Source organism: Falsiroseomonas sp. HW251 (assembly GCF_050563545.1).
GTDB lineage: Bacteria > Pseudomonadota > Alphaproteobacteria > Acetobacterales > Acetobacteraceae > Falsiroseomonas.
This window is the reverse complement of record NZ_JBNXUM010000001.1, coordinates 160,295-182,623: the sequence shown is the minus strand read 5'-3', so window position 1 is coordinate 182,623 and position 22,329 is coordinate 160,295. Positions and strand designations below refer to the sequence as shown.

The following is a 22,329-nucleotide window of genomic DNA, read 5'->3' as shown; positions in this document are numbered from 1 at the left end:
GGGCACGCCCAGGCCGGTCGCGGGCTCGGGCCCGTTAGATAATGCCCGCGGCTGAGGGTCGGCGAGGGAGTTTCCGGCCTGGGCAGGGTCGCGGCACTGCCGCGACGCCGAAGGCCGACGGCGCAGCCGATGGTTGTTCCATCGGCAAGCCGGCTGACGAACCCAGGGCGGAAAAGACCCGCCGGACCGACCCGCGCGGCGTTATCTGACGAGCCCTAGCTCCGCCCGCCGCGCCGCCCGCCTTCCGGCCGGCCGGCGTCGAAGCCGAGGAAGCCGATCTGCGGGATCGGCGAGCCCCCGTCATTGCCCCAGAGCCGCGCCGCCCGCGGCGCCGCCTGGGCTGGCTGGTTGCGCCGCTGCGACGCCGCGGCCAGCACCGCCGCCCCGCCGCCGGGGTTCGACAGGTTCGCCGGCGGCGCGTCCAGCCCGGCGCGGTTGGGCGCGGGCGGCGGCGCGCCGCCCGGCGAGCCGCTCGGCGCGGGATCGCGCGCCGACAGAAGATAGAACGCGATCTCGTGCCGTCCCTGGTCCACCGCCGCGTCGATCGGCGACAGGCCGATGGCGTTGCGCGATTCGAGGCTCGCGCCGCGGCCGACCGCGTCGCGGGCCGCGGCCAGGTCGCCGCGGTTGATCGCGTCGAACAGCGCCGCGTTGGGCGAGAGGTTCTGCGCGCCCGGCTCGGCCGGGATGGGCTGCTGGGGGGCGCGCGTCGCGAGCCCCGGCAGGGCTGGCGCCGGCGTCATCTGCGGGGCCTGCTGCTGCTGCTGCGGCCGGATGGCCGGCTGGGCCATGGCCTCGGCCCCGAGGCCGAGCAGGGGCAGGGCGAGCAGCAGGGGACGGAGGGATGCGCGCATGGGTCGGACCCTATTCGAAGCGGAGCGGCCGCGGAAGCCCGCTCAGCAGCCCTGGCCGCGGTGGGAGAAGCCCTGCACGCGGCCGTCGCGCAGCTCGAAGGTGATGCTGCAGCTGACGTCGACGGGCACCGCGGCCGGCCAGCCCCAGCGCGGGCCATAGGGGCCAGGGCCCTGCATCAAGATGGTGCGCTGCTGGTCGTAGCCCAGGAAGCGCCGCCCCTCGACCTCGTAGGTGCGCGTCGGGACGCCCCAGGCGCTGACCAGCTCCAGCTCGCTCCGCCCGATCTGGGTCGAGAGCTGCTGGTCCAGCGTCGGCCCCTGCGCGCAGGACGCGAGCAGGAGCGCCGCCGACGCGGCTAGTCTCCTCATCGCCCTTCCCGCCGCCAGGCCAGGATCGCCAGACCGAGCACCATCGGCAGCGCCAGCCAGGGCGGCAGCAGCGGCAGCGCAGTGATGCCCGTCACGGTGTGGTCGCCGTTGCGGCGCAGCCCGATCCAGCCCGAGCCATGCGTGTCGCGCCCCGGCGCGGTGCGCCGCAGCTCCGGCACGCCGCCATCCCCGCCGAGCCAGCGCACCGCCCCGCCGGTCGCGACCGTCAGCGGCCGCAGCTTCGCGTCGTCCGCGCGGAGGTCGGCGATCTCCATGGGGTTGCCGGCCTCGGCCGCGGCATAGGCGGTGCGCTGGCCGTCGGTCGCCTGCCAGACGCCCGGGAGGGCCGCCGGCATCTCCACCGTCACGCGGCCGCCGCGCGCTTCCACGCGATGGCGCGTGACGCTGCCGTCGGGCGCGGTGACCACGATCTCCGGCGCCGGGCCGGGGTCGAGGCTGCGGCGCTGCACGGTGAGGTGGCCGTGCTCGATGCGGGCCGTCAGGTCCTCCTCCTCGAGCTCCGGTTCCTTCATCGTCCAATGCGCGATGCGGCGCAGCAGCTCCGCCTGCGGGCCGCCGCCGTCGTGGTTGCGCGACCACAGCCAGATATGGTCGGACAGCATCAGCGCGACGCGGCCTTCGCCGACGCGGTCGAGCACCATCAGCGGCGCGCCGTTCGGGCCTTCCATCACAGTCGAGCCCGATCGCGCATCGGCGCGCATCGCGCGGTACCAGCGGCCCCATGTCGCGTCGCCGGTGCCTTCCGTGGGGTTGGCGCCGGGCAGGCTCTCCGTCACGGGATGGCGGCTGCCGAGCGCGGTGACGCGCGGGCGGAAGGGCTGCTCGACCAGCCCGGCCTGGGCCGCGCCCGACCCCGTCGGCGGCCGTGCCGGCAGCACCTGGCCGAGCGGCGTGGAGGCCAGGCTGGTCGGCCCCACGAATTCCGGGCCCACCGACAGCAGCAGTGCGCCGCCCGAGCGCACGTAGTCCGCGATGTTGCGCAGGTAGACCGGCGGCAGCAGGCCGCGATTGGCGAAGCGGTCGAAGACGATCAGGTCGAATTCGCGCAGCTTCACCTGGAAGAGCTCGCGCACCGGAAAGGCGATGAGCGAGAGCTCGTGCAGCGGGGTCAGGTCGTCCTTCTCGGGCGGCCGCAGGATGGTGAAGTGGACGAGGTCCACGTTGGGATCGGCCTTCAGCAGCCGCCGCCAGGTCCGCTCGCCCGCATGCGGCTCTCCCGACACCAGCAGCACGCGCAGCCGGTCGCGCACGCCGTTGATGGAGACCACCGCGCGGTTATTGATGTCGCTGACCTCTCCCGGCCGGGTCTCGGCCGTCATCTCGACGACGGTCGGGCCGCCGCGCTCGATGGTGAAGGCGATGCGGTGCTCGCGGCCAACGGGGACGGATTCCACGCGCGGCGCGCCGCCATCGCGGCGGATGGTCAGGCGCGCGGCGCCGCCCTGCTGGGTCGCGCCCAGGTCTTCCACCACCACGCGCAGCTCGACCTGGCGGCCGACGATGCCGAAGCCCGGCGCCTCCACGATGCGGATGCGGCGGTCCACCTCGCCGGCCCTGCCGGGGAGCAGCAGGTGGAAGGGTGCGTCGAGATTCGGCGCCGGCGGCAGGTCGTGCACCTGGCCGTCGGTCAGCGCGATGACACCGGCAAGGCGCGCGCGCGGCACCTCGGCCAGCGCGCGTTCCACCGCGGACCAGAGCCGCGTGCCCTGGTTGCCGGCCTCCGGCACCTCGACGGTGCGCAGTTCCAGTTCCGGCAGGCGGCGCGCGCGGGCCTCCAGCGCCTCACGCGCCGCCTCGATCTGGCGGGTGCGGTCGGCGACGCCGGTGCTGTCGCTGCGGTCCACCACGAGCAGCGCAATGTCGGGCCGCGTCTCGCGCGTCTCCTCCACCAGGCGGGGATTGGCCAGCGCCAGGAACAGCGCCGCGAAGGCCGCGAGCCGCAGCAGCGCGCCGCGCGCCGGCGCGATGCGGCGCTGCCCCTCGGCGGTGACGACGACGCGGATCAGCGCCGGCGCGAGCGCGGCGAGCACCACGACGGCAAGCGCGACCAGCAGCCAGTGCGGCAGGACGGGCGCGAAGTCGATGCCGGCCAGGACCTGGTTCATGCCTGGCGCGTCCCTTTCAGCGAGACATGCTCCCATGCCGCGACGAGGACCAGCGTGGCGGCCGCGAGCGCGGCGAGCAGCAGCGGCGACAACCAGCCGCCGACCACCGCGAGACAGGCGAGCAGGCCGAGCCCCGCGAGGTGCGACAGCGGCAGGTTCGCGGCACTCAGCCGCTTGAAGGCGGCGAGGCCCGCGAGGTAGAGCGCCGGCGCGCCGAGCAGCGTCGCGACGTCGCCGGGCTCGGCATGGCCGCCGGGGTGGTGCAGCACGCGCTCGTCGCCGACGGCGGCGACCACGATGCCTGCGACGATGGGCATGTGCAGATAGGTGTAGCCGAGCCGCGCGAGGTGGCCGGGATCGTCGGTCTTCTCGGCGTGGTGCGCGGAGCGCTCGGCGCCGATGTGGAAGTAGATCCACCACATCGCGATGCTGCCGGCGAGCGCGACGAGAAAGGCCGCCGCGTTCCCGGGCGTCCATTCGAGCTCGCCGAAGGTCGCGCCGGTGACGAGCAGCGATTCGCCGAGCGCGATGATGACAAAGAGCGCGCATCGCTCCGCGAGGTGGCCGCCATCCACGTCCCAATCCGCCGTGGTCGACCGGCCGAGGCCCGGCACGCGGAAGCCGATCGTGGGCGCCGCGGTCCAGATCCCGAGCGCGAGCACCCATGCCCCCAGGCGGGCCGTGTCCTCGACCGCCGCGCCGATCAGCCAGAACGGCGCGGTCGCGGCCTGCCAGGCGAGGATGCGCTGGAAGTTGCGGCGCAGCGACTCGTTGCCCTGGCTCGCCCAGACCATGAAGGCGCTGCGCGACAGCTCGACCGCGACATAGGCGAGCGCGAAGACAAGCCCCATCCGGTCGTAGGCGTGCGGGATCGACATCGCCGCGAGCATGCCGCAGACCATCAGCACGAAGAGAAGCAGCCGCGTCGCGCCACGGTCGGGATCCAGCCAGTTCGTCACCCAGGCCGTGTTCACCCAGGCCCACCAGACCGCGAGGAACAGCACGAGCGTCCGCAGCGCGCCGAGCGGCGTGAGGTCGGCCAGCAGCGCGTGGCTCAGCTGCGTGATGGCGAAGACGAAGACGAGGTCGAAGAAGAGCTCGACATAGGTGACGCGCGCCTGGCCGTCGCGCGAGCGCAGCAGCGAGGTCTCGACCGCCGCGTCCATCAGTTCCCGAGCCTTTCCAGGATGGCCGGCACGTGCACCTGGTCGCCCTTGTAGTTGCCGGTCAGCGCGTACATCACGACGTTGGTGCCGAAGCGATAGGCCAGCACGCGCTGCCGCGCGCCGCCGGGCACCGTGGCGTAAGGGTTGTTGCCGCGCGCATCCACCGCCCAGGCCGCGGCCCAGTCATGGCCGCCGATGATCACGGGGCTGACGCTGTCATTGGCGCGGTCCTGCTCGCGCGCCGCCCAGACCACGCCGCCGGCGAAGCGCCCGGGCAGTTCCGAGAGCAGGTAGAAGGCGCGGCGCAGCACATGGTCCTCCGCCACCGGGGCCAGCGGCGGGATGGAGAGGTCGCGCGTGATCCGCCGCAGCGCCTGCTTCGACCCCGGCGAGAAGCCCTCGCCCGAGCCCTCGTCGCGGGTGTCGAAGAAGATGATGCCGCCTGACCGCATGAAGCCGTTCAGCGCGGCGACGGCCTGCGCGTCGGGCTGCGCCGCCTCGCCCAGCACGGGCCAGTAGAGCAGCGGGAAGAGCGAGAGGTCGTCGCGCCCGGGCACCACCGCCATGGGATCTGCCAGCGACGCCGCGGTGCGCCGGTTCACGAAATCCGACAGGCCCACCAGGCCGGCGCGCGAGATCTCGTCCACCTCGGCGTTGCCGGTTTGGACGTAGGCCAGCCGCGTCGCCAGCGCCGCATTGCCGTCCGGCGATTGCGCGACGGCCGGCGCGCCCATCAGCACCAACGCCAGGGGCACCGCCCGCGCCAGCAGCGCCGGACGGCCGATCGCGCCGCGCAGGAACAGCGAGGCAATGAGGTCCGCCACCAGCAGCAGCGTCGCCGCCGCCAGCAGCCAGGGCCCGAGGTCCCGTTCCGCCGGCACGCCGCCGATCGCCTGCACCCGCGCCGTGGGCGGCGGCGGCGGCGCAAGCCGCGGCGCGGCGATCCCCGCGCCGAGGTTCAGCGCGCGGCGCTGCGACGCCTCGGCCGTCGTCACGCCCGTGCCGTACCAGCCGGGCGGATGGCGCGGGCTTGCGACTTCCTCGGCGATGCGGTTGGCCGCGAGCGGCTGCGCGCCCGGCGGCGGCGCGCCCAGCCGGCCGAAGCCGTCCAGCGTCTCGATCGGCGCGAGCGGCGCCTCGCCATCCGATCCCGCGACGCCGGCGGACAGCGACACCAGCCGCCGCAGCATGTCGACGAAAAGCCCGGACAGCGGCAGGTTCGACCAGTCGGCATTCGCCGTGACGTGGAACAGCACGATGCGCCCGGCGCCGCGGCTTTCATGCGTGACCAGCGGCGTGCCGTCCGCGAGCCGCGCCCAGGTCCGCCCGGTCAGCCGCGCAGAGGGCTCGGCCAGAACCTGGCGCTCCACCGTGACTTCCGGCGACGGGTTGAGCCCGGCGAAGGGCGAGCCCTCGGGGAAGGCCGCGAGGCGCTGCGGCTGTTCCCAGGACAGCGCGCCGCCGATCTGCCGCTCGCCCGCGCGCAGCGGCACCGGCAGCAGCCCGTCCGGCGATTCCGCGACGCGCGCGCCGGCGAAGCGCACCAGCGTGCCGCCTTCCTCGATCCACTTCGCCAGCGCCTGACGCTCGCGCTCGTCGGAGATCGGGCGGTCCGCGAGGACCAGCACGGAAAGCCGCCGCTGCAGCAACTGGTCCACCGTGCCGCGCCGCAACTCCGCGAAGGGCGACAGCGCACGGTCGAGGTAGAACAGCTCGCCGATCAGCGGCACGTCGGCCGCGGTTTCCTCGCCGCCCGAGATCAGGCCGACGGGGCGGCGGCGGAAGCGCTCATCCAGCAGCACTGTGGCGTTGGCGCCGGCGACATTGTCGAGATCGAGCCGCACGACCTGGTTGCGGATCTCGAGAGGCAGCGGCAGCGCGGCCTCGGCTTCCGTCGCATTGGCGAGGATCGCGACGACGGCGCGGTCGAGCGTGCGGCCGTCGCCGGTGCGGGCGAGCACGACCGCCTCGGTCGGCACGGGAAGCGGCGTGGTGCGCAGCGTGACGATGAGCCGCTCGGCCTCGGCGCGCGGCGGGGGCAGCAGGCGGGTCGGCCGGCCCTCGGCGCGCGCGACGGTCAGCGGGCCGCCGGCAGCGAGCGCCGTGGAGAAGGGCGCGAAGGCGTCGCTGCCGTGCTCGAGCCCGTCGGCGACGTAGAGCGTCGCGACAGAGCCGGCGTTCTGCGCGCGCCAGGCGTTGAAGGCCGCGAGCGCGGCCTCGCGGTCCGGCGCCCAGGGCTTGGGGCGGATCGCGGCGAGGCGGGAGAGCAACTCGCCGGCCGGCATCAGCGCGGTGGCGCGCAGCGGCTCCGGCCCGACGACGGGAGCGGTGAGCAGCAGCGCCGCGCGGCGGCCATCGCGCGCGGCCGCGACCAGCGCGGCATCGGCGGCCGCGACGCGGTCCGGCCAGTCGGCGGCGGAGGCCCAGCCGTCGTCCATCACGAGCAGCAACGCGCCATCGCCCCCGGCGGCGACCGACGGCCCCCAGACCGGGCGCGCCAGGCCGATGATGATCAGCGCGGCCGCGGCCAGGCGCAGCAGCAGCAGCCACCAGGGTGTGCGGTTCGGCGTCTCCTCCGGCGCCGGCAGGTCCTGCAGCAGCGCGATGGCAGGGAAGTCCTGGCGCTTCGGCGCCGGCGGCGTGACGCGCAGCAGCCACCAGAGGATCGGCAGCGCCGGGAGGGCGATGAGCAGCCAGGGCGCGGCGAAGGCGATGGGGCCAAGGGTCAGCATCGGCTGACCTCAGCCGAAATGCGGGACCCTCCCCCGCCAAATGGCCCCCTCCCCCGCTTGCGGGGGAGGGAGGGGGTGGCGGTGCGGAAGATCGAGATGGCGCCCGACGAAGCACCCCCACCCTGGCCCTCCCCCGCAAGCGGGGGAGGGAAGTCATGGGCGGGGGAGGGAGTCGACGATGCGGGGAAGCGCTCGCGGTCTGCCATGGCGGAAGGACGCATCCTGCGCTGCGCCATCACGCCGGCGCCAGCACTTGATGGAGAGCCATCAGCGCGGCCTCCGGCGGCTGGTCCGTGCGGTGCGTCGCGAAGGTCCAGCCCGCGCCCTGCGCGAGCGAGACCAGCGCGGAACGATGCCGCGCGAGCCGCTCGGCATAGACCTCCCGCACGGCTTCCACGCGCGGGATCAGCGCGGCGGGGACGTTGCCGGCGACCGGCTCGAAGCGGATGCGGCCGGCATAGGGCAGCGTCTCCTCCGCGGGATCGAGCACCTGCACCAGGTGCCCGCGCACGCCCTGCGCGGCGAGCGCGGCGATGGCCGCGCGGGTCTCCTCAAGCGGTTCCCAGAAATCGCCGAACAGCACGGCGCGGGCATGGCGCGCGATGCGGTGGTCCTCCGGCCGCGTCGCCATCTGGCCAAGGGAATCCGCGATCGCCGGCAGCGCGTGCCGCCCCGCGAAGGGCCGCGGCAGGCCGAAGAGCCGCACGCGCTCGCCGCCGCGCAGCAGCAGCGACGCCAGCGCTAGCAGCAGCAGTTGCGCGCGCAGCGCCTTGCCCGGCACTTCCCGGGAGCTGCGCCACTCCATTCCCGGCCCGGCGGCGGTCCAGAGCGCCACGGTCTGCGCGGCCTCCCACTCCGTCTCGCGGATGAAGAGCCGGTCGGACTTGCCGGATTGCCGCCAGTCGATGCGGTTCGCCTGGTCGCCCGGGACGTAGGCGCGGAACTGCCAGAAGGCCTCGCCGGGCCCGGCGCGGCGGCGGCCATGCAGGCCCGGCATCACTGTCGAGGCAACGCGCTCGGCCTCCACCAGCAGCGGCGGCAGCGCCGCGCCGAGCTGTTCCGCCCAGGGAACCGTGATGGATGCGTTAGCCAAGCTGGGCCTTCAGACGGTCCAGGACCTCCGACAGGTGCACGCCATCCGCGCGGGCGGAGAAGTTCAGCGCCATGCGGTGGCGCAGCACGGGCTCGACGAGCGCCAGCACGTCCTCGACACTGGGTGAGAGCCGACCGTCCAGCACGGCGCGGGCGCGCGTCGCCAGCATCAGCGCCTGCGCCGCACGGGGCCCCGGCCCGTAGGCGAGGTGGCGGCGGACATCCTCGATCTCCGTCGTCTCGGGGCGTGCGCCACGGACCAGGCGCAGGATCGCGTCCACCACGCCCTCGCCGACGGGAAGCCGCCGGATCAGGGACTGCGCGGTGATCAGCTCCGCGCCCGTCATGGCCTGGACGGGCTTCGCCTCGGCCGCGCCGGTGGTCGCGAGCAGCATCGCGCGCTCGGCGGCCAGGTCGGGGTAGGAAACGTCGATCTCCAGCAGGAAGCGGTCGAGCTGCGCCTCGGGCAGGGGGTAGGTGCCTTCCTGCTCGATCGGGTTCTGGGTGGCCAGCACATGGAAGGGCGCGGGCAGGGGGTGGACCTCGCCGGCGATGGCCACCTTGTGCTCCTGCATCGCCTGCAGCAGCGCGGATTGCGTGCGCGGGCTCGCGCGGTTGATCTCGTCGGCCATCAGGAGCTGGCAGAAGATCGGGCCCTTGATGAAGCGGAAGTGGCGCTTCCCATGGGCGTCCTCCTCCAGCACCTCGGAGCCCAGGATGTCCGACGGCATCAGGTCCGGCGTGAACTGCACGCGCTTGGCGTCCAGCCCGAGCACGGTCCCGAGCGTCTCCACCAGCTTGGTCTTGCCGAGGCCCGGCACGCCGACCAGCAGGACATGCCCGCCGGAGAGCAGGGTGATCAGCGTGCGCTCGATCACCGTCTCCTGCCCGAAGATGACGCGGCCGATCGCCTGGCGGACGCGGGCCAGGGTGGCGGCCAGCGATTCGGCCTCGGCCACCAAAGCCTTCGCTTCCGTCGGATCTGCCACTTCAACCATCGGGGGCCGGCTCCCTATATGTCGGCGACGAGCATATGGGCCGAGTATCCACCCTGCCCATACCGGCCGCCAGTTACGGTCGGTTGCTGTCGGGCCTTGCAACTTCGGGGCCGGCGGGGAGGATCGCGGTTGTTGGGCAGGCGCGTGGCGGCGGCACGGATGCGGGAAGGCTCATGAGGGAAGCTCAGGCCAGGGACGGGCAGGCGGAGAAACCGGGGCGGGCGCTGCCGAGGCTCCGCCACGATTGCGGCGACCTCGCGATGCGGATCGCCAAGGACGGCACCTGGTTCTACCGGGGGAGTCCCATCGGCCGGAAGGAGCTGGTCTGCCTCTTCGCCTCGGTGCTGAAGCGGGAGCCCGATGGCGGCTATGTCCTCGAAACCCCGGTCGAGCGCGGCCGGATCGAGGTCGAGGACGCCCCCTTCGTCGCGGTCGAGATGTTCTGGCGCGACTGCGCCGACCCCTTCGTCCCCAATCCCAAGCCGCGGCAGTGCCTGACCTTCCGCACCAACCTCGACGAGATGGTCACCGCGGATTCCGAGCACCCCATCCGCGTCGCCATCGACCCGAGGTCGCGCGAGCCGCGCCCCTATGTCACGGTCCGCCCGGGCCTCGAGGCGCGGATCAACCGCGCGGTGTTCTACGAGTTGGTCGCGCTGGCCCAGCCCGAGACTGTGGACGGGCGGAAACTGCTCGGCGTCTGGTCCGAGGGCGTCTTCTTCCCGATTGACGAGGCGCCCGAGGGCCTGGGCGTCCGGCGCGCCGCGGAGTGACGGCGGGGCTGCCGGTTCCCCTCGGCGAGTTGCCGTCGCGCGCCGAGATCGCGGCGCGCCTGGCTGATCCCGCGCTGCTCGCTTCCGTGAGGCCCGACGTCTCGGAGGAGGCGCTGTGGGCCGCCGAGACCGGCACGATGCGCGACGCCGCGGTGCTGGTGCCGATCGTGTGGCATGCCGCGCCCTCCATCCTGCTGACGCGGCGCTCCGACGCGCTGTCCAAGCATCCCGGCCAGGTCGCCTTTCCCGGCGGGAGGCTCGAGCCCGGCGAGACCGCGGAGGCCGCCGCGCTGCGCGAGGCGGCGGAGGAGGTCGGCCTCGATCCCCGGCTGCCGGAGATCGCGGGCCAGCTGCCGCCGCACATGACGGGCACGGGCTTCCGGGTGACGCCGGTGGTCGCCTTTCTCGACCCGCCGCTGACCCTGACGCCGGACCCGAGCGAGGTCGCGGCGATCTTCGAATTGCCGCTCGCGACGCTGTTCGACCCCACGGCGCCGACGCGGCGGAAGGTGGAGATCCGCGGCCGGTCGCGCGACTTCTGGGTCTGGCCGCACCCGGAGCACCTGGTCTGGGGCGCCACGGCGAAGATGCTGCTGACGCTGTCGCGGCTGCTCAGGGCGTAGCGGCCGGGCTATCAGTCACGGCATGGCCGCCTTCGTTGCCGTCATCCTGACGCTCACCCCCTTCGCGCTCTACCTCGCCTGGCGGCGCTATGGGCCGGGGTCGGGGGAGCCGTCGTCCGGCATGGTGCTGGTTCTGCTGCTCGGCGTCGGGCTGATGCTCGGCGCCGCCGTGTGGTTCGGCCTGTCGCGCGCCTTCACGCCGAACGAGGCCTATGTGCCGGCGACGCTCGGCCCCGATGGCCGCATCAGCCAGGGCCATGGCGAGACGCGGCGGTGACCGGGGATCCGCACCACGCCAGGATCCCGCCGCCGGCCTTCCTGGCCGGCCCCGCCCCGGCCGCGGTGCTGGCCGCGCTGCCCGGCGCGCGCGCGGTCGGCGGCTGCGTGCGGGATGCCCTGGCCGGGCGCGACGTGCATGACGTCGATGTCGCCGCCCCGCTGCCGCCCGAGGAGATCGCCAGGCTGCTGCAGGCCGCCGGGCTCAAGGTCTTCGAGACCGGGCTGAAGCACGGCACGGTCACCGCCGTGCTGGGCGGCGTGCCGGTGGAGGTCACGGCGTTGCGCCGCGACGTCGCCACTGACGGCCGGCACGCCGAGGTCGAATGGACCACCGACTGGCGGGAGGACGCGGCGCGCCGCGACTTCACGATCAACGCCATGTCGCTCGATGCCGTGGGCCGTCTCTGGGACTATTTCGGCGGCCGCGAGGACCTCGCGGCGGGGCGCGTGCGCTTCGTCGGCGACGCCGCGACCAGGCTCGCCGAGGACTACCTCCGCGCGCTGCGCTTCTTCCGCTTCCTGGCGCGCTATGGCCGGGGCGAGCCCGACCCGGCCGCGCTCGCCGCCATTCGCGACGCCGTGCCGGGCCTGGCCGCCCGGATCGCGCCGGAGCGGATCTGGATGGAACTGAAGCGCCTGCTGGAAGCACCCGACCCGACCGGGGCGGTCGGGCTGATGCGCGAGACCGGGCTGCTGGCGGCCGTGCTGCCGGAGGCCGGCGACGGCGCGGCGCTGGACAGGCTGGTCGCGATCGGGGCGCCGGCCGACCCGTTGCTCCGGCTGGCGGCGCTGGTGCCGGAGCCCCTGGGGATCGCCGCGCGGCTGCGGCTGTCCCGGGAGGAAGCGGCCCAACTTTACCGTTTTAGCGTTTTAGCCTTTTACCCCTCAAACCCGGACGATGTGCCGGCGCTGCGGGCCTGGCTGGCCGAGCGGGACAAGGCGCGTGCGCTGGACGAATTGTGGCTGGCCGAGGCGCGGGACGGCGTGGACCGGTCCGCGCTCCGCGCAGCCGTGGCCGCCATGGAGCAGCCAGTCTTCCCGCTGCAGGGCCGCGACCTGCTGGCGCTTGGCCTCACCCCCGGGCCGGCGGTGGGCGAGATGCTGGCGGCGATCCGGGCGTGGTGGCTGGAGAACGGCGCCGGACCCGACCGCGACGCCTGCCTGACCGAGGCACGCCGGCGACTCGGGGGGTGAACGGCCGGGGCGGCGTACGGGCCCGCCGCCCCGACCAATCCCGGTGGGCCGAAGCCCCAGAGAGCGCACCCAAGGACCTGACAGACGCAAGGGAAGCCCGGAACGAAACAAGAACTAGCGCATTCCGCGTGGAAAGGCAAGGGCGGCGGGATGACATTAAGGCTGCGCAATGGATCGCAGGCGTTGCCTGAGCGGGCGGTCAGGGTATCGCGGGTGGGGGGATCGCCGCCTGCCGCTGTTCCCGCAGACCTCCCCCCGGGCTAGACCTCCGCGCCATGGCCCGCCCCGCCTTCGACGCAGCCTCCGTCCCGCTCGTGCTGCGGCTCTGGCGGGAGGAAATCCGGCGCTACCCCAGCGCCCTGGCGCTGGCCATCGCCTGCACCCTGGTGCTCGCCGGCGTCACTGCGCTCTACCCCCTCATCATCCAGCAGGCCTTCAACCGCTTCGCCGCCGGCGATCCCGATGTGGTCTGGCTGCTGCCGCCGGTGATCATCGCCGCGACCTCGCTGCGCGGCCTCGCGATGTACGGCCAGGCCATGGCGACGCAGTCCATCGTGCTGCGCGTGATCGAGGGGCTGCAGTCGCGGCTCTTTGCCGCGCTCACCCGCGCCGACCTTGCCCAGGTCGCGCGCGAGGCGCCGGCCCGCCACGCCGCGCGCTTCACGACCGACGCCGCCATGATCCGCGAGGCGCTGTCCAAGGCGATCCAGGGCATCGCCGACATCCTCACGGTCGTCGGCCTGGTGGGCTCGATGCTCTGGATGGACTGGAAGATGGCGCTGCTGGGGATGCTGCTCTACCCCATCGCCGCGGTGCCGATCCTGAAGATCGGCCGGAAGATCCGCCGCGCCTCCTCCGGCATGCAGGACCGCGTGGGCGAGACGGCGGCGCTGCTGACCGAGAGCTTCGGCGCCGCCCGCGTCGTTCGCACCTATCGCCTGGAAGCGCAGGAGCGCGCGCGCGCCGAGGCCGCCTTCGCGCGGCTGCGCGAGAGCACCTTTGCGATCCAGCGCAGCCGCGCGCGGCTCGATCCCGTGCTGGAGGCGCTGGGCGGCATCGCCGTCGCCGCCGTGCTCGGCTTCGTGGGCTGGCGCGTCAGCGAGGGCCTCGGGACCATCGGCGACTTCACGGGCTTCGTCGCGGCGCTGCTGATCGCGGCACGGCCGGTGCGCGCGCTGGGCTCGCTGAACGCCGCGCTGCAGGAAGGGCTGGCCGGCCTGTCGCGCGTCTTCGCGACGGTGGACGAGACGCCGCGCATCCAGGATGCGCCGGACGCCGGCGCGCTGCCCGCGGGCCGGGGGCGCGTCGTCTTCGACGCCGTCGGCTTCGCCTATGACGGCGTGCCGGACGCCGCGCTGTCCGGGCTTTCCTTCGTCGCCGAGCCCGGGCGGACCGTCGCGCTGGTCGGGCCGTCGGGCGCGGGCAAGTCTACCGCGCTGGCGCTGGTGCCGCGGCTCTACGATGCGACGGCCGGGCGCATCACGCTGGACGGCGCCGACCTGCGCGCGGTCACGCTGGCCAGCCTGCGCGACGCCATCGCCTATGTCGGGCAGGACGCGGTGATCTTCGACGACACGGTGCTGGCCAACATCGCCTGCGGCCGCCCAGGCGCGACGGAGGAGCAGGTCAAGGACGCCGCCCGCGCCGCCGCCGCGCATGACTTCATCGAGGCGCTGCCCGACCGCTACGCCACCATCCTCGGCCCCGGCGGGTCGCGGCTTTCGGGCGGCCAGCGCCAGCGCATCGCGCTCGCCCGCGCGCTGCTGCGCAATCCCCGCGTCCTGCTGCTGGACGAGGCGACGAGCGCGCTGGATGCCGAAAACGAGGCGCTGGTGCAGGAGGCGATCGCGCGGCTGCGCGCGGGCCGCACGACGCTGGTCATCGCGCACCGGCTTTCGACCGTGCGCGATGCAGACCTGATCGTCGCGATGGAGGCCGGCCGCGCGGTGGAGCAGGGCACGCATGCCGAGCTGATGGCGCGCGACGGGCTCTATGCGCGGCTGGTCAGGACGCAGGCCTTTTCCGCGTGAGCGGGCCATTCGTGCATCTGCTCGGTTCCGCCGACCCCCACCCGGCCGCTGCGCGGCCACCCTCCCCCGCAAGCGGGAGAGGGAGAGATCGGCGCCTGAGGAAATTCGCGGCGCGCTTCTGACGCGCACCAATCGCCGTCAGGCCGCGAGGTCCTGCGAGAGCGTCCTCGCGCGCTGCGAGGCACGGTCGGCCTCCGTCGCCTGCGTCGCGATCACGGCGAGGTTGTCGTTGATGGTGCCGACGGCGTCGGCGGATTCGTGCAGTCGCGAGGAGATCTCCCGCGTCACGGCGCTCTGTTCCTCGACCGCGGAGGCGATGCCGCCGACGACGCCGTCGAGCTCCCCGATCGACAGGCCGATCGCCTGGATCGAGCTCGCCGCGCGCGACACCGCGCCCTGGATCTCGTTGATCATGCCGGAGATGTCGGCGGTCGCCTTGGCGGTCTGCCCGGCGAGCGTCTTCACCTCCGACGCGACGACCGCGAAGCCCTTGCCGGCCTCCCCGGCGCGCGCCGCCTCGATCGTCGCGTTCAGCGCGAGCAGGTTGGTCTGCCCGGCGATCGCGCCGATCAGGGAGACGATGCGGCCGATGGCGTCCGCCCCGGCGACCAGGTCCGTCACCACGCCGTTCACCGCCGCGGCCTCGCCGGTCGCCTGGCTGACGGTTCGGCTGGCGCTGGCGAGCTGGCGGCTGATCTCCTGCACCGAGCTCGAGAGCTCCTCCGCCGCGGCGGAGATGGCCTGGACGGTGCCCGCGGTGGTGCGGGACGCGTCGGCGGCGCCGGAGGCGCGCGTGCTGGTGATGGCCACCGCGTCGGCGAGGTGCCGGAGCTCGCCATCCACCTCGCGCCCGATCGTCTCGTGCCGGCTGCGCGCGACGACCATCGCCGTGATGTCGGCAGCGTATTTCACGACCTTCACCGGCCGGCCCGAGGGATCGAGGACCGGGTTGTAGGTCGCCTGCAGCCAGAACTCCCTGCCGTCCTTGGCGACGCGGCGGAATTCGCCGGCATTCACCCGGCCGGCACGCAGCCCCTCCCAGAACGCGTGGTAGGCCGCGCCATCGGCTTCCCCCGGCGGCATGAAGAGGCGGTGATGCGCGCCCTTGAGCTCCGCGAGCGTGTAGCCCGTGGTGGTCAGGAAGTTCTCGTTGGCGTGCAGGATCGTGCCATCGAGGCTGAACTCGATCACCGCATAGGCGCGCTGGATCGCCGCGACATGCCCCGCGTCGCTCGCGGCGCGCAGCGTCTCCGCGGTGACGTCGGCGGCGAGCTTGACGATGCCGGCGACGCGGCCGGCGCGGTCGCGCACCGGGCAATAGGCGGCCTGGATCCAGACCTCCCGGCCGCCCTTGGCGAGGCGGCGGAAGCGGCGAGACTGGACCTGCCCGGCGCGCAGCGCGGCCCAGAAGGCGTCGTATTCGGCGCCGGTCTCGGCGGGGTCCAGGAAGATCCGGTGGTGCTTCCCGCGCAGCTCCTCGACCTTGTAGCCCATGACGTCGAGGAAGGCCTGGTTGGCGCCGAGGATGGTGCCGTCGGGGGCGAACTCGATCGCGGCATGGGCGTCGCGCAGGGCGGCGAAGCGGGCGGCATCGGTCAGGGACGCGCCGAGGCGCGGAAGGATGGACATCAGGCGTGTCTCCGGCTGGCCCGGCGGCGTGCAGCCGGGCGACGAGGGCAGGAAAGGGACGCCGACGCGGCGCGGCCGGATTGGGGCGCCTCGGCCTGTGCGGCCTGGCGCGGCATGCTTGTGGTTCGTTGGCCCGGATTGAGCACGGACGGCGTCCCGATGAACCGGCGGGCGCCATCCTCGCCCGGCTATCCTTGCGCTTTGATGAAGGCGGCCGCGGGCGACGGCGCGCTCACTCCCGCCGCAGCACCCCGTCCACCAGGCGGTCCGCCCAGGCCCGGCTGGTGAAGGCCTGGCGCAGCGCGGCCTCGTCGTAATCCTCGCGCACCCAGTCGAGGAAGGGCTTCGGGCCATGCGCCACGAGGTGGGCGCCGTAGGCTTGGAAGAAGGCGTCGAGGATGCCGGTCCGGCTGGAGGAGACATGGCCGAAGCGCCAGTGCAGCTGGTCCAGCGCGGCGGCGACGGGGCGGCCCTGCAGCAGCAGCCAGATGCCGGCGACGAGGCCGGTGCGGTCGGCGCCGGACTTGCAGTGGATCAGCAGCGGCTCCGGCAATTCGGCGAAGAGGCCGGCGAGGCGCAGGATGCGGTCCCGGTGCGGCGCGCCGCGGCTCTCGAACGGCGCGTCGGCATGGATTAGGCCGAGCTCGCCCGCCCGCGCGCGGCCGAGCGCGTCGGATCCGCAGGACTGCCGGTGCCCCCGCAGGTTGATCACGCTGCGCAGGCCGTGCCGCCGTGCGGCCTGGGCAAGCTGCCAGGGCAGGGGGTGGTTGGAGCGATACAGCCGCCCGGGCTCCACCACGCCCCAGTTGCGCCAGGACAGGCGCAGCACGGCATGGTCCACCAGCAGGCTGTTCAGCCAGGCGCGCGAACGGCCGATGGGGGAGGAGAGGTCGGGCACGGCGCCGATATGGCCGGGATGCGCCCGGCGGACCAGAGCGGCGGGCGTGGCATACTTGCGAATAATTCGCAATTGCTGTCTGCCCAACGTACAGCGGCTGAACCAGGTCCTGGTCGGGCAGTCCGTGCAGGAGATCCTCGAGGCCGACATGAAGCTCGAGGAGAAGGCGCTGGGCGACCTGCGCGAGGGCATCGCCCATTGCGAAGCCGTGCGCGACTACGTCTCGCGCGACCTGCTGATGAGGATCCTGGCCGACGAGGAGTAGCACGAGGACTACCTCGACCGGCAGTTCGAACCTGATCCGGCAGATCGGGATCGAGCGCTACATCCTGCTCAACAGCGCCGCCGCGCCGGACCAGGACGAGGCCGGCAAGGACTGAACGGGCCCGAGAACGCGGCGTTGAGGTCTCTCATTCGAGAGGGACCACCATGTCCAAGGCCCATCTTCCCCCCGTGCCGCCCGCCAACCGTGCGCCTCAGGGCGGCGACAACGCCCGCCAGGAAGGCGACATCGCCGCCGACAAGGCCGAGGCGGTCAAGGAATCGAAGGAGCGCAACCTCGCCAGCCAGGGGCGCCAGGGGAACATCAAGACCAATACGACCAACCAGGGCTACCAGCAGGACCGCTGAGGAATGAGCACGCAGCGGCAGACCGACCACAAGCCCGAGACCGACCGCACCGGCGGCGGCCCCGGCTCCTCCCACCAGGGCGGCAGCCACGGCCACGCCACGCGCGAGCGTCACGAGAAGAACCACCCCGAGCCCGGCGAGCCGACGAACCCGCCGAAGTCGCGGATGTCGGGCGGCGGCGGCGAGCGCGACAGCCACCATACGCATGACCCCGCGAAGAAGGGGGAGCGGCGGGGGTAGTGATCTGATTCGGTAGAGGTACCGCACGCCCCCACCCCGACCCTCCCCCCGCAAGCGGGAGAGGGAGCCGTTCCGCGCAGTGGCCGGGCGGCGCTACTCCAGCCGGGCGCCGGAGATCCGCACGACCTCCTGCCACATCGGCCGCTCGCGCGTGACGCGGTCGAGCACGGCCTGCGGCGTGGACCACACGCCCTTGGCGCCGGCGCGGAGGAAGCGATCCTGCATCGCGGCAGGCTCCGTCACCTCGCGGATGGCAGCGGAGGCGCGCTCCACGATCGCCGCGGGCACGCCGGCGGGGAAGGCCATGGCGCACCAGCTCTCCACCACGAAGTCGGGCACGCCGACCTCGGCCATCGTTGGGATGGTCGGCAGCGTCGGCCAGCGCTCCGCCCCGGTCAGCACGAAGGCCTTGCAGCGGCCTTCCTGGATGACCGGCACGTAGCTCGCGAGGTTGTCGAGCGCGAAGGTGAGGTCGCCCGAGAGCATCGCCGGGATGATCTGCGCCGCGCCGCGGAAGGGCACATGCGTCCCGTCGATGCCGAGGCGGGAGGTGAACATGGCGCCCGACAGGTGCCCCGTCGTGCCGACGCCGGGCGAGCCGTAGGAGACGCCGTTGCGCTGCGCCTTCGCCCAGGCCACGAACTCCTGGAAACTGTTGGCGGGGTTGTGCGCCGCCGAGACCACCAGCACGTTCGGCAGCTGCCAGTGCATCGAGATCGGCTGGAAGTCCTTCTGCGGGTCGTAGGGCAGGCGGTTGTAGAGGAACTGGTTGATGTGCCAGGCGCCGAGCGTCAGCGGCGCCATGGAGTAGCCATCGGGCGCGGATTTCGCGAGCGCGTCGGCGCCGATGTTGCCGCCGGCGCCGGGCCGGTTCTCCAGCACGAAGGACTGGCCGAGCTTCTGCTGCAGCCCCTCGCAGAGCAGCCGGCAGAGCACGTCGGTGGAGCCGCCGGGCGGCCAGGGCACGATGACGCGCACGGCCTTGTTGGGCCAGGCGCCGGACTGCGCCAGCGCCGGCGCGGCGAGGCCGGCGGCCGAGGCGGCGAGAAGGCTGCGGCGGGCGATCATGCGACGATCCTCCGGTCTGGTTGGATCCTCGCTCGCACGCCGGCCGCAGCCGCGCAAGCTACCCGTCGCGCGCGGCCTGGGCGCGCCTGTTCTGCGCGGAGACGCTGCCGATCCGCGCGCCATGGACGCCGCGCGCGCCCTTGCCGCTGGCCTTGCTCCGCATGCCGTCCCGCGCGCCGAAGCCCGAGGAAGGATGCTGCGCGCGCTGCGCCTGGCGACGGGCGAGCGCGGCCTTCAGCGCGGCGCGGTGCTCTGCGCGGCGGCGTTCATGGGTGAGTTCCTCGAAGCGCTTGTTCACGCGCTTCAGCGCCGCGGCATAGACCTGCTTGCGGCGCGTCGCCTTGCCGGCCTCGGCGCCGGCCGCGGCGCGCGCCTCGCCCTTGCCGCGCCTGGCGCGCTTGCCCTCGCGGATCAGGTCGCGGAGCTTCGCATGCTCGGTGCGCAGCCGCGTGGCGAGCGCGCGCAACTCCTCGGCCGGCAGGGACGCGATCGCGGGATGGTGGCTCGGCGCGACGAGGGCGAAGCCGTCATGGCCGAGAAGGGTGCGCTCCTCGCGCTGGGTCGTGGGCATGCTGCGATCCTCCTGCCCGCGCCATGCACGAGGCGCGCGCCGTGCGCCATGCCTGGGCGTCCCGCCCCCGTGCCGGGCATCCGCTGCCCGCAATGAACTTGTGGCGTGCGTGAAACGGCCGCGCTCCGTTACGCGCTCGGCCGGATGGAGCTGCGCGGCCCCTGGCGGCAGGCCGCCGCCTGGCTCGGCGAGCTGTCCTACGCGCTCTACATCACGCACATGCCGGCCTATGAGCTGCTCGGCGTCGGCGCCGTCGCCGCCCTGCTCGACCGCGTCTACGACCGGCCGGTCCGGCGCTGGCTGGCGCGCCGGCCGGCGTTGCGCCGGAGGTGAGTTCCCGCCCCCGGCGCGCGTCGCGGCGTCAGGCCGCCAACTGCACCTCGGCCGGTGCGGTCGCGGCCGCGACCAGGGCCTTGATGTCGGGCAGGTTGCCGATGCGGTCGCCGCGCATCGTCTGGCCCTGCGACCATTGCTGCGCCGAGCCCGTGCCGCGCAGCAGCGCGCGCGCCCGTGCCGGGGTCAGCAGCGGCATGCCCTTGGCGCGCAGGACGCCCTGCACGCAGGCCAGCGTCGCGGCGACCATCGGCGCGGCGGCGGAGGTGCCGCCGAGCCGCCCGGTGTAGGTGCGGTGCGGCCCCTCATCCAGCAGGTCGCCATAGCCGGTGGTCACGACCTCCGCGCCCCAGCCCTGGCAGTCCACGGCGTCGCCGAAGTTGGAGAAGGGCAGCCGGCTGCGCGGCAGCCCGGCATGGCCCGAGGCCGGCGCGCCGGCGCCGACCAGGATCGCGCCTGAATCGGACTCCGGGTCGGCGCGGCGCAGCGGGTTGCGCCAGCTGTCGGAGAAGAAGGCGCAGTTCACGTCGTAGATGCTGTCGTCCAGGTTCTCCCGCCCGTTGCCGGCGGCCTGCACGACGATGATGCCCTTGTCCGTCGCGTCCCTGATGGCGTCGAAGATGGGCTCCCACCATTCCACGCAGATGTAGCCTTCCTGGCCCGCCATCGGGCGGAAGCCGAAGCGGGGGCCGGGCATGTGCATCTCGAGCAGCATGATGTCGCCGGCCTGCAGGAAGTCGGTCGCGCGCGCGATCGCGCCCACCGGGCCGATCGGGCTGCCCCAGAAGTTCCGATGGAGGTGCGACACCACGCCATAGGTCGCGTCGGGCGCGATGCCGGTGACGCCGAAGCCGTTGTCGCGCGCGGCCATCTGGCCGAGCACCGCAGTGCCGTGCTGGGTCAGGATGTCCTGCAGCCCGCCCCAGTTCGCCGCCGCATCCGCCAGCAGGCTGATCGAGGGCGAGACCGCGCCGACCAGGTCCTCGTGGTCGAGCTGCCAGGCCCCCTCGATGTCGATGACGCGGATGCCGCTGCCGCGCCCGCCCGGCTGGCCCCAGGCGTGGGAGACGTCGAGGCCGCCCGGCGCGGCCAGGCGGTAGCGCTGCTCGGCGCTGAAATCGGGCGTGGCCGGCGCCTCCGGCGCGGGCAGCACGACGACGGCCTCGACCTCGGGCAGGGCGGCGAAGCGGGGCAGCAGGGCGTCGAGCCGCTCGGGCGGGGCGGGCACCTGCCAGTAGCGGTCCACCCGGCGTTGGGCGCCGGCGCCGAGGCGCGCCATGGTGGCGGCCATGAAGACCGAGGTCTGGCGCAGCGGCGCCGCGACCAGGCTTTCCTCGACAAGCAGGTCGTGGAAGGAGCCGAAGGGACGCGCGACCACGCCGGGCGGCACCGGGTCGGCGGCCATGCGGGCGGCGGAAGCGGGCTGCCGCAACTTCACGATGAGCTCTGGTTCCATCTGCCATCCCCCGAACGCGTTAATCATTTTGTATATCGTTCATTCCGCGTGGATGCACCACCGAAATCGTGCCTGGGTTGATTCCGCGGCCCGGGGACTCCGGGGAAAGGGAATCGCGGCGGTCCGGACGCGGGCACGCGGCCGCGCCACCGCCAGCGGCGGGAGGGATCGGTTGCGGGGGCGGGGAAGCGCGGCCGGACTGCCCGGCCGGGCGGCTCAGGGCCAGCCGGTCTCGGGCGGGAGCGACATCAGGATCGCCTCGACATTCCCGCCGGTCTTGAGGCCGAAGATCGTGCCGCGGTCGTAGAGCAGGTTGAACTCGACATAGCGCCCCCGCCGGACGAGCTGGTGGGCGCGCTCGGCCTCCGTCCAGGGCTCCTCCATGCGCTTGCGAACGATGGCCGGGTAGGACGCGAGGAAAGCCTGGCCGACGTCACGGGTGAAGGCGAAGTCGGCTTCGATCCCCTTGCCCGGCGTGCGGTCGCCGAGCCAGTCATAGAAGATGCCGCCCAGGCCGCGCGGCTCGTTGCGGTGGGGGAGGAAGAAGTACTCGTCGCACCACTGCTTGAAGCGCGGGTAGTAGGTATCGTCATGCCGGTCGCAGGCGGCCTTGAAGGCGGCGTGGAACTCGGCCGCGTCCTCCTTCGAATGGGGGGCGTCGTGGTCCATCGGGGTGATGTCGCCGCCGCCGCCGAACCAGGCCTTGGACGTCACGATGAAGCGGGTGTTCATGTGCGCCGCCGGCACGCGCGGGTTGCGCGGGTGGGCGACGAGCGAGACGCCGGTGGCCAGGAAGCGCGGATCGGCGTCGGCGCCCGGGATCTGGCGGCGGAACTCGGGGGAGAATTCGCCGAAGACGGTGGAGACGTTGACGCCCACCTTTTCGAAGACGCGGCCCTTCATCACCGACATCACGCCGCCGCCGCCCTCCGGCCGGTCCCAGGCGGTGCGGACGAAGCGGCCGGGCGGGAGATGCGCGTGCGGCCCGGTCTCCAGCGCGTCCTCGCAGGCCTCGAAGGCGGCGCATAGCCGGTCGCGGAGGCTTTCGAACCAGGCCCGCGCGCGCGGCAGCAACGGGTGATCCTGCGGGGCGGGGGCGGTGGTCATGCGGCCTGCGATCCTGTGGGCTGGCGGCTGTCGTCGCGCCGCGCGGGACGCAGATTAAGAGCGCCTTCATCGGAACGCGATCCCTCCCGCGACTGGCGTCGAGCGCGGAAAAAATTGCAGCATTTTCAGGATCGCGGCCGGATTTACAGTCTGGCGACCCC

21 protein-coding genes and 1 pseudogene are annotated in these 22,329 nt (G+C 73.5%); 9 read left to right on the top strand and 13 right to left on the bottom strand.

Annotated features, from left to right (window positions below; genetic code table 11):
- Window positions 1-215 precede the first annotated feature (215 nt).
- From ACLF3M_RS00925 to ACLF3M_RS00895, 7 genes are all read right to left on the bottom strand, one after another.
- On the bottom strand, window positions 216-854 hold the full coding sequence (locus ACLF3M_RS00925) for a hypothetical protein (RefSeq protein WP_430654953.1): 639 nt from the start codon (window positions 852-854) through the stop codon (window positions 216-218).
- 42 nt (window positions 855-896) lie between these two features.
- Window positions 897-1,223: a hypothetical protein gene (locus tag ACLF3M_RS00920; RefSeq protein ID WP_430654952.1), complete on the bottom strand. Its 327-nt coding sequence runs from the start codon at window positions 1,221-1,223 to the stop codon at window positions 897-899.
- The gene (locus tag ACLF3M_RS00915) at window positions 1,220-3,349 is read right to left on the bottom strand and encodes a hypothetical protein (RefSeq protein ID WP_430654951.1); all 2,130 of its coding nucleotides are present in this window, start codon (window positions 3,347-3,349) and stop codon (window positions 1,220-1,222) included. Before ACLF3M_RS00915 ends, ACLF3M_RS00920 begins: the two co-directional genes overlap by 4 nt.
- Window positions 3,346-4,515, bottom strand: coding sequence for a low temperature requirement protein A (locus ACLF3M_RS00910; RefSeq protein ID WP_430654950.1), 1,170 nt, complete (start codon window positions 4,513-4,515; stop codon window positions 3,346-3,348). Before ACLF3M_RS00910 ends, ACLF3M_RS00915 begins: the two co-directional genes overlap by 4 nt.
- Window positions 4,515-7,247, bottom strand: coding sequence for a DUF4159 domain-containing protein (locus ACLF3M_RS00905; RefSeq protein WP_430654949.1), 2,733 nt, complete (start codon window positions 7,245-7,247; stop codon window positions 4,515-4,517). Before ACLF3M_RS00905 ends, ACLF3M_RS00910 begins: the two co-directional genes overlap by 1 nt.
- Window positions 7,248-7,482: 235 nt before the next feature.
- Complete coding sequence (locus ACLF3M_RS00900; RefSeq protein WP_430654948.1) at window positions 7,483-8,340, bottom strand: DUF58 domain-containing protein; 858 nt, start codon at window positions 8,338-8,340, stop codon at window positions 7,483-7,485.
- The gene (locus ACLF3M_RS00895; RefSeq protein WP_430654947.1) at window positions 8,333-9,337 is read right to left on the bottom strand and encodes an AAA family ATPase; all 1,005 of its coding nucleotides are present in this window, start codon (window positions 9,335-9,337) and stop codon (window positions 8,333-8,335) included. The genes ACLF3M_RS00900 and ACLF3M_RS00895 overlap by 8 nt, the downstream gene beginning before the upstream one ends.
- 173 nt (window positions 9,338-9,510) lie before the next feature.
- Between ACLF3M_RS00895 and ACLF3M_RS00890 the strand changes: the two genes are divergently transcribed.
- From ACLF3M_RS00890 to ACLF3M_RS00870, 5 genes are all read left to right on the top strand, one after another.
- Window positions 9,511-10,110: a DUF1285 domain-containing protein gene (locus ACLF3M_RS00890; protein ID WP_430654946.1), complete on the top strand. Its 600-nt coding sequence runs from the start codon at window positions 9,511-9,513 to the stop codon at window positions 10,108-10,110.
- A complete protein-coding gene (locus tag ACLF3M_RS00885) occupies window positions 10,107-10,733 on the top strand; it encodes a CoA pyrophosphatase (protein WP_430654945.1) in 627 nt (208 codons plus the stop codon). The genes ACLF3M_RS00890 and ACLF3M_RS00885 overlap by 4 nt, the downstream gene beginning before the upstream one ends.
- 22 nt (window positions 10,734-10,755) lie before the next feature.
- Entirely contained in the window at window positions 10,756-11,010 is a 255-nt protein-coding gene (locus ACLF3M_RS00880; RefSeq protein ID WP_430654944.1) for a hypothetical protein, read from the top strand.
- Window positions 11,007-12,206, top strand: coding sequence for a CCA tRNA nucleotidyltransferase (locus tag ACLF3M_RS00875; protein WP_430654943.1), 1,200 nt, complete (start codon window positions 11,007-11,009; stop codon window positions 12,204-12,206). Before ACLF3M_RS00880 ends, ACLF3M_RS00875 begins: the two co-directional genes overlap by 4 nt.
- Window positions 12,207-12,481: 275 nt before the next feature.
- Window positions 12,482-14,236 (top strand): ABC transporter ATP-binding protein, encoded by a 1,755-nt coding sequence (locus tag ACLF3M_RS00870; RefSeq protein WP_430654942.1) that lies wholly within the window; start codon window positions 12,482-12,484, stop codon window positions 14,234-14,236.
- Window positions 14,237-14,374: 138 nt separating this feature from the next.
- Here the strand turns inward: ACLF3M_RS00870 and ACLF3M_RS00865 are convergent, their stop codons facing one another.
- Both ACLF3M_RS00865 and ACLF3M_RS00860 read right to left on the bottom strand, forming a co-directional pair.
- Window positions 14,375-15,865, bottom strand: a complete 1,491-nt coding sequence (locus tag ACLF3M_RS00865) for a methyl-accepting chemotaxis protein (RefSeq protein WP_430654941.1) — start codon at window positions 15,863-15,865, stop codon at window positions 14,375-14,377.
- 232 nt (window positions 15,866-16,097) lie between these two features.
- On the bottom strand, window positions 16,098-16,763 hold the full coding sequence (locus tag ACLF3M_RS00860; RefSeq protein WP_430654940.1) for a tyrosine-protein phosphatase: 666 nt from the start codon (window positions 16,761-16,763) through the stop codon (window positions 16,098-16,100).
- Between the two features lie 79 nt (window positions 16,764-16,842).
- On the opposite strand from ACLF3M_RS00860, the pseudogene ACLF3M_RS00855 reads away from it, so the two are divergent.
- The 3 genes and pseudogenes from ACLF3M_RS00855 to ACLF3M_RS00845 form a co-directional block, all read left to right on the top strand.
- Window positions 16,843-17,143 (top strand): annotated as a pseudogene (locus ACLF3M_RS00855) (ferritin-like domain-containing protein); the annotation flags it as partial.
- A gap of 73 nt (window positions 17,144-17,216) precedes the next feature.
- Window positions 17,217-17,393: a hypothetical protein gene (locus tag ACLF3M_RS00850; RefSeq protein ID WP_430654939.1), complete on the top strand. Its 177-nt coding sequence runs from the start codon at window positions 17,217-17,219 to the stop codon at window positions 17,391-17,393.
- Between the two features lie 3 nt (window positions 17,394-17,396).
- The gene (locus ACLF3M_RS00845; protein ID WP_430654938.1) at window positions 17,397-17,633 is read left to right on the top strand and encodes a hypothetical protein; all 237 of its coding nucleotides are present in this window, start codon (window positions 17,397-17,399) and stop codon (window positions 17,631-17,633) included.
- A gap of 93 nt (window positions 17,634-17,726) precedes the next feature.
- Here ACLF3M_RS00845 and ACLF3M_RS00840 read toward each other — a convergent pair whose 3' ends face one another.
- Both ACLF3M_RS00840 and ACLF3M_RS00835 read right to left on the bottom strand, forming a co-directional pair.
- A complete protein-coding gene (locus tag ACLF3M_RS00840) occupies window positions 17,727-18,701 on the bottom strand; it encodes a Bug family tripartite tricarboxylate transporter substrate binding protein (protein ID WP_430654937.1) in 975 nt (324 codons plus the stop codon).
- A gap of 58 nt (window positions 18,702-18,759) precedes the next feature.
- On the bottom strand, window positions 18,760-19,272 hold the full coding sequence (locus tag ACLF3M_RS00835) for a hypothetical protein (protein ID WP_430654936.1): 513 nt from the start codon (window positions 19,270-19,272) through the stop codon (window positions 18,760-18,762).
- Window positions 19,273-19,377: 105 nt separating this feature from the next.
- Here ACLF3M_RS00835 and ACLF3M_RS00830 point away from each other — a divergent pair, with 105 nt between their 5' ends.
- A complete protein-coding gene (locus tag ACLF3M_RS00830; protein WP_430654935.1) occupies window positions 19,378-19,605 on the top strand; it encodes a hypothetical protein in 228 nt (75 codons plus the stop codon).
- 28 nt (window positions 19,606-19,633) lie between these two features.
- Here the strand turns inward: ACLF3M_RS00830 and ACLF3M_RS00825 are convergent, their stop codons facing one another.
- The gene (locus tag ACLF3M_RS00825; protein ID WP_430654934.1) at window positions 19,634-21,061 is read right to left on the bottom strand and encodes a S8 family serine peptidase; all 1,428 of its coding nucleotides are present in this window, start codon (window positions 21,059-21,061) and stop codon (window positions 19,634-19,636) included.
- A gap of 216 nt (window positions 21,062-21,277) precedes the next feature.
- Window positions 21,278-22,168: an oxygen-dependent coproporphyrinogen oxidase gene (hemF, locus tag ACLF3M_RS00820; protein WP_430654933.1), complete on the bottom strand. Its 891-nt coding sequence runs from the start codon at window positions 22,166-22,168 to the stop codon at window positions 21,278-21,280.
- Window positions 22,169-22,329: the final 161 nt, after the last annotated feature.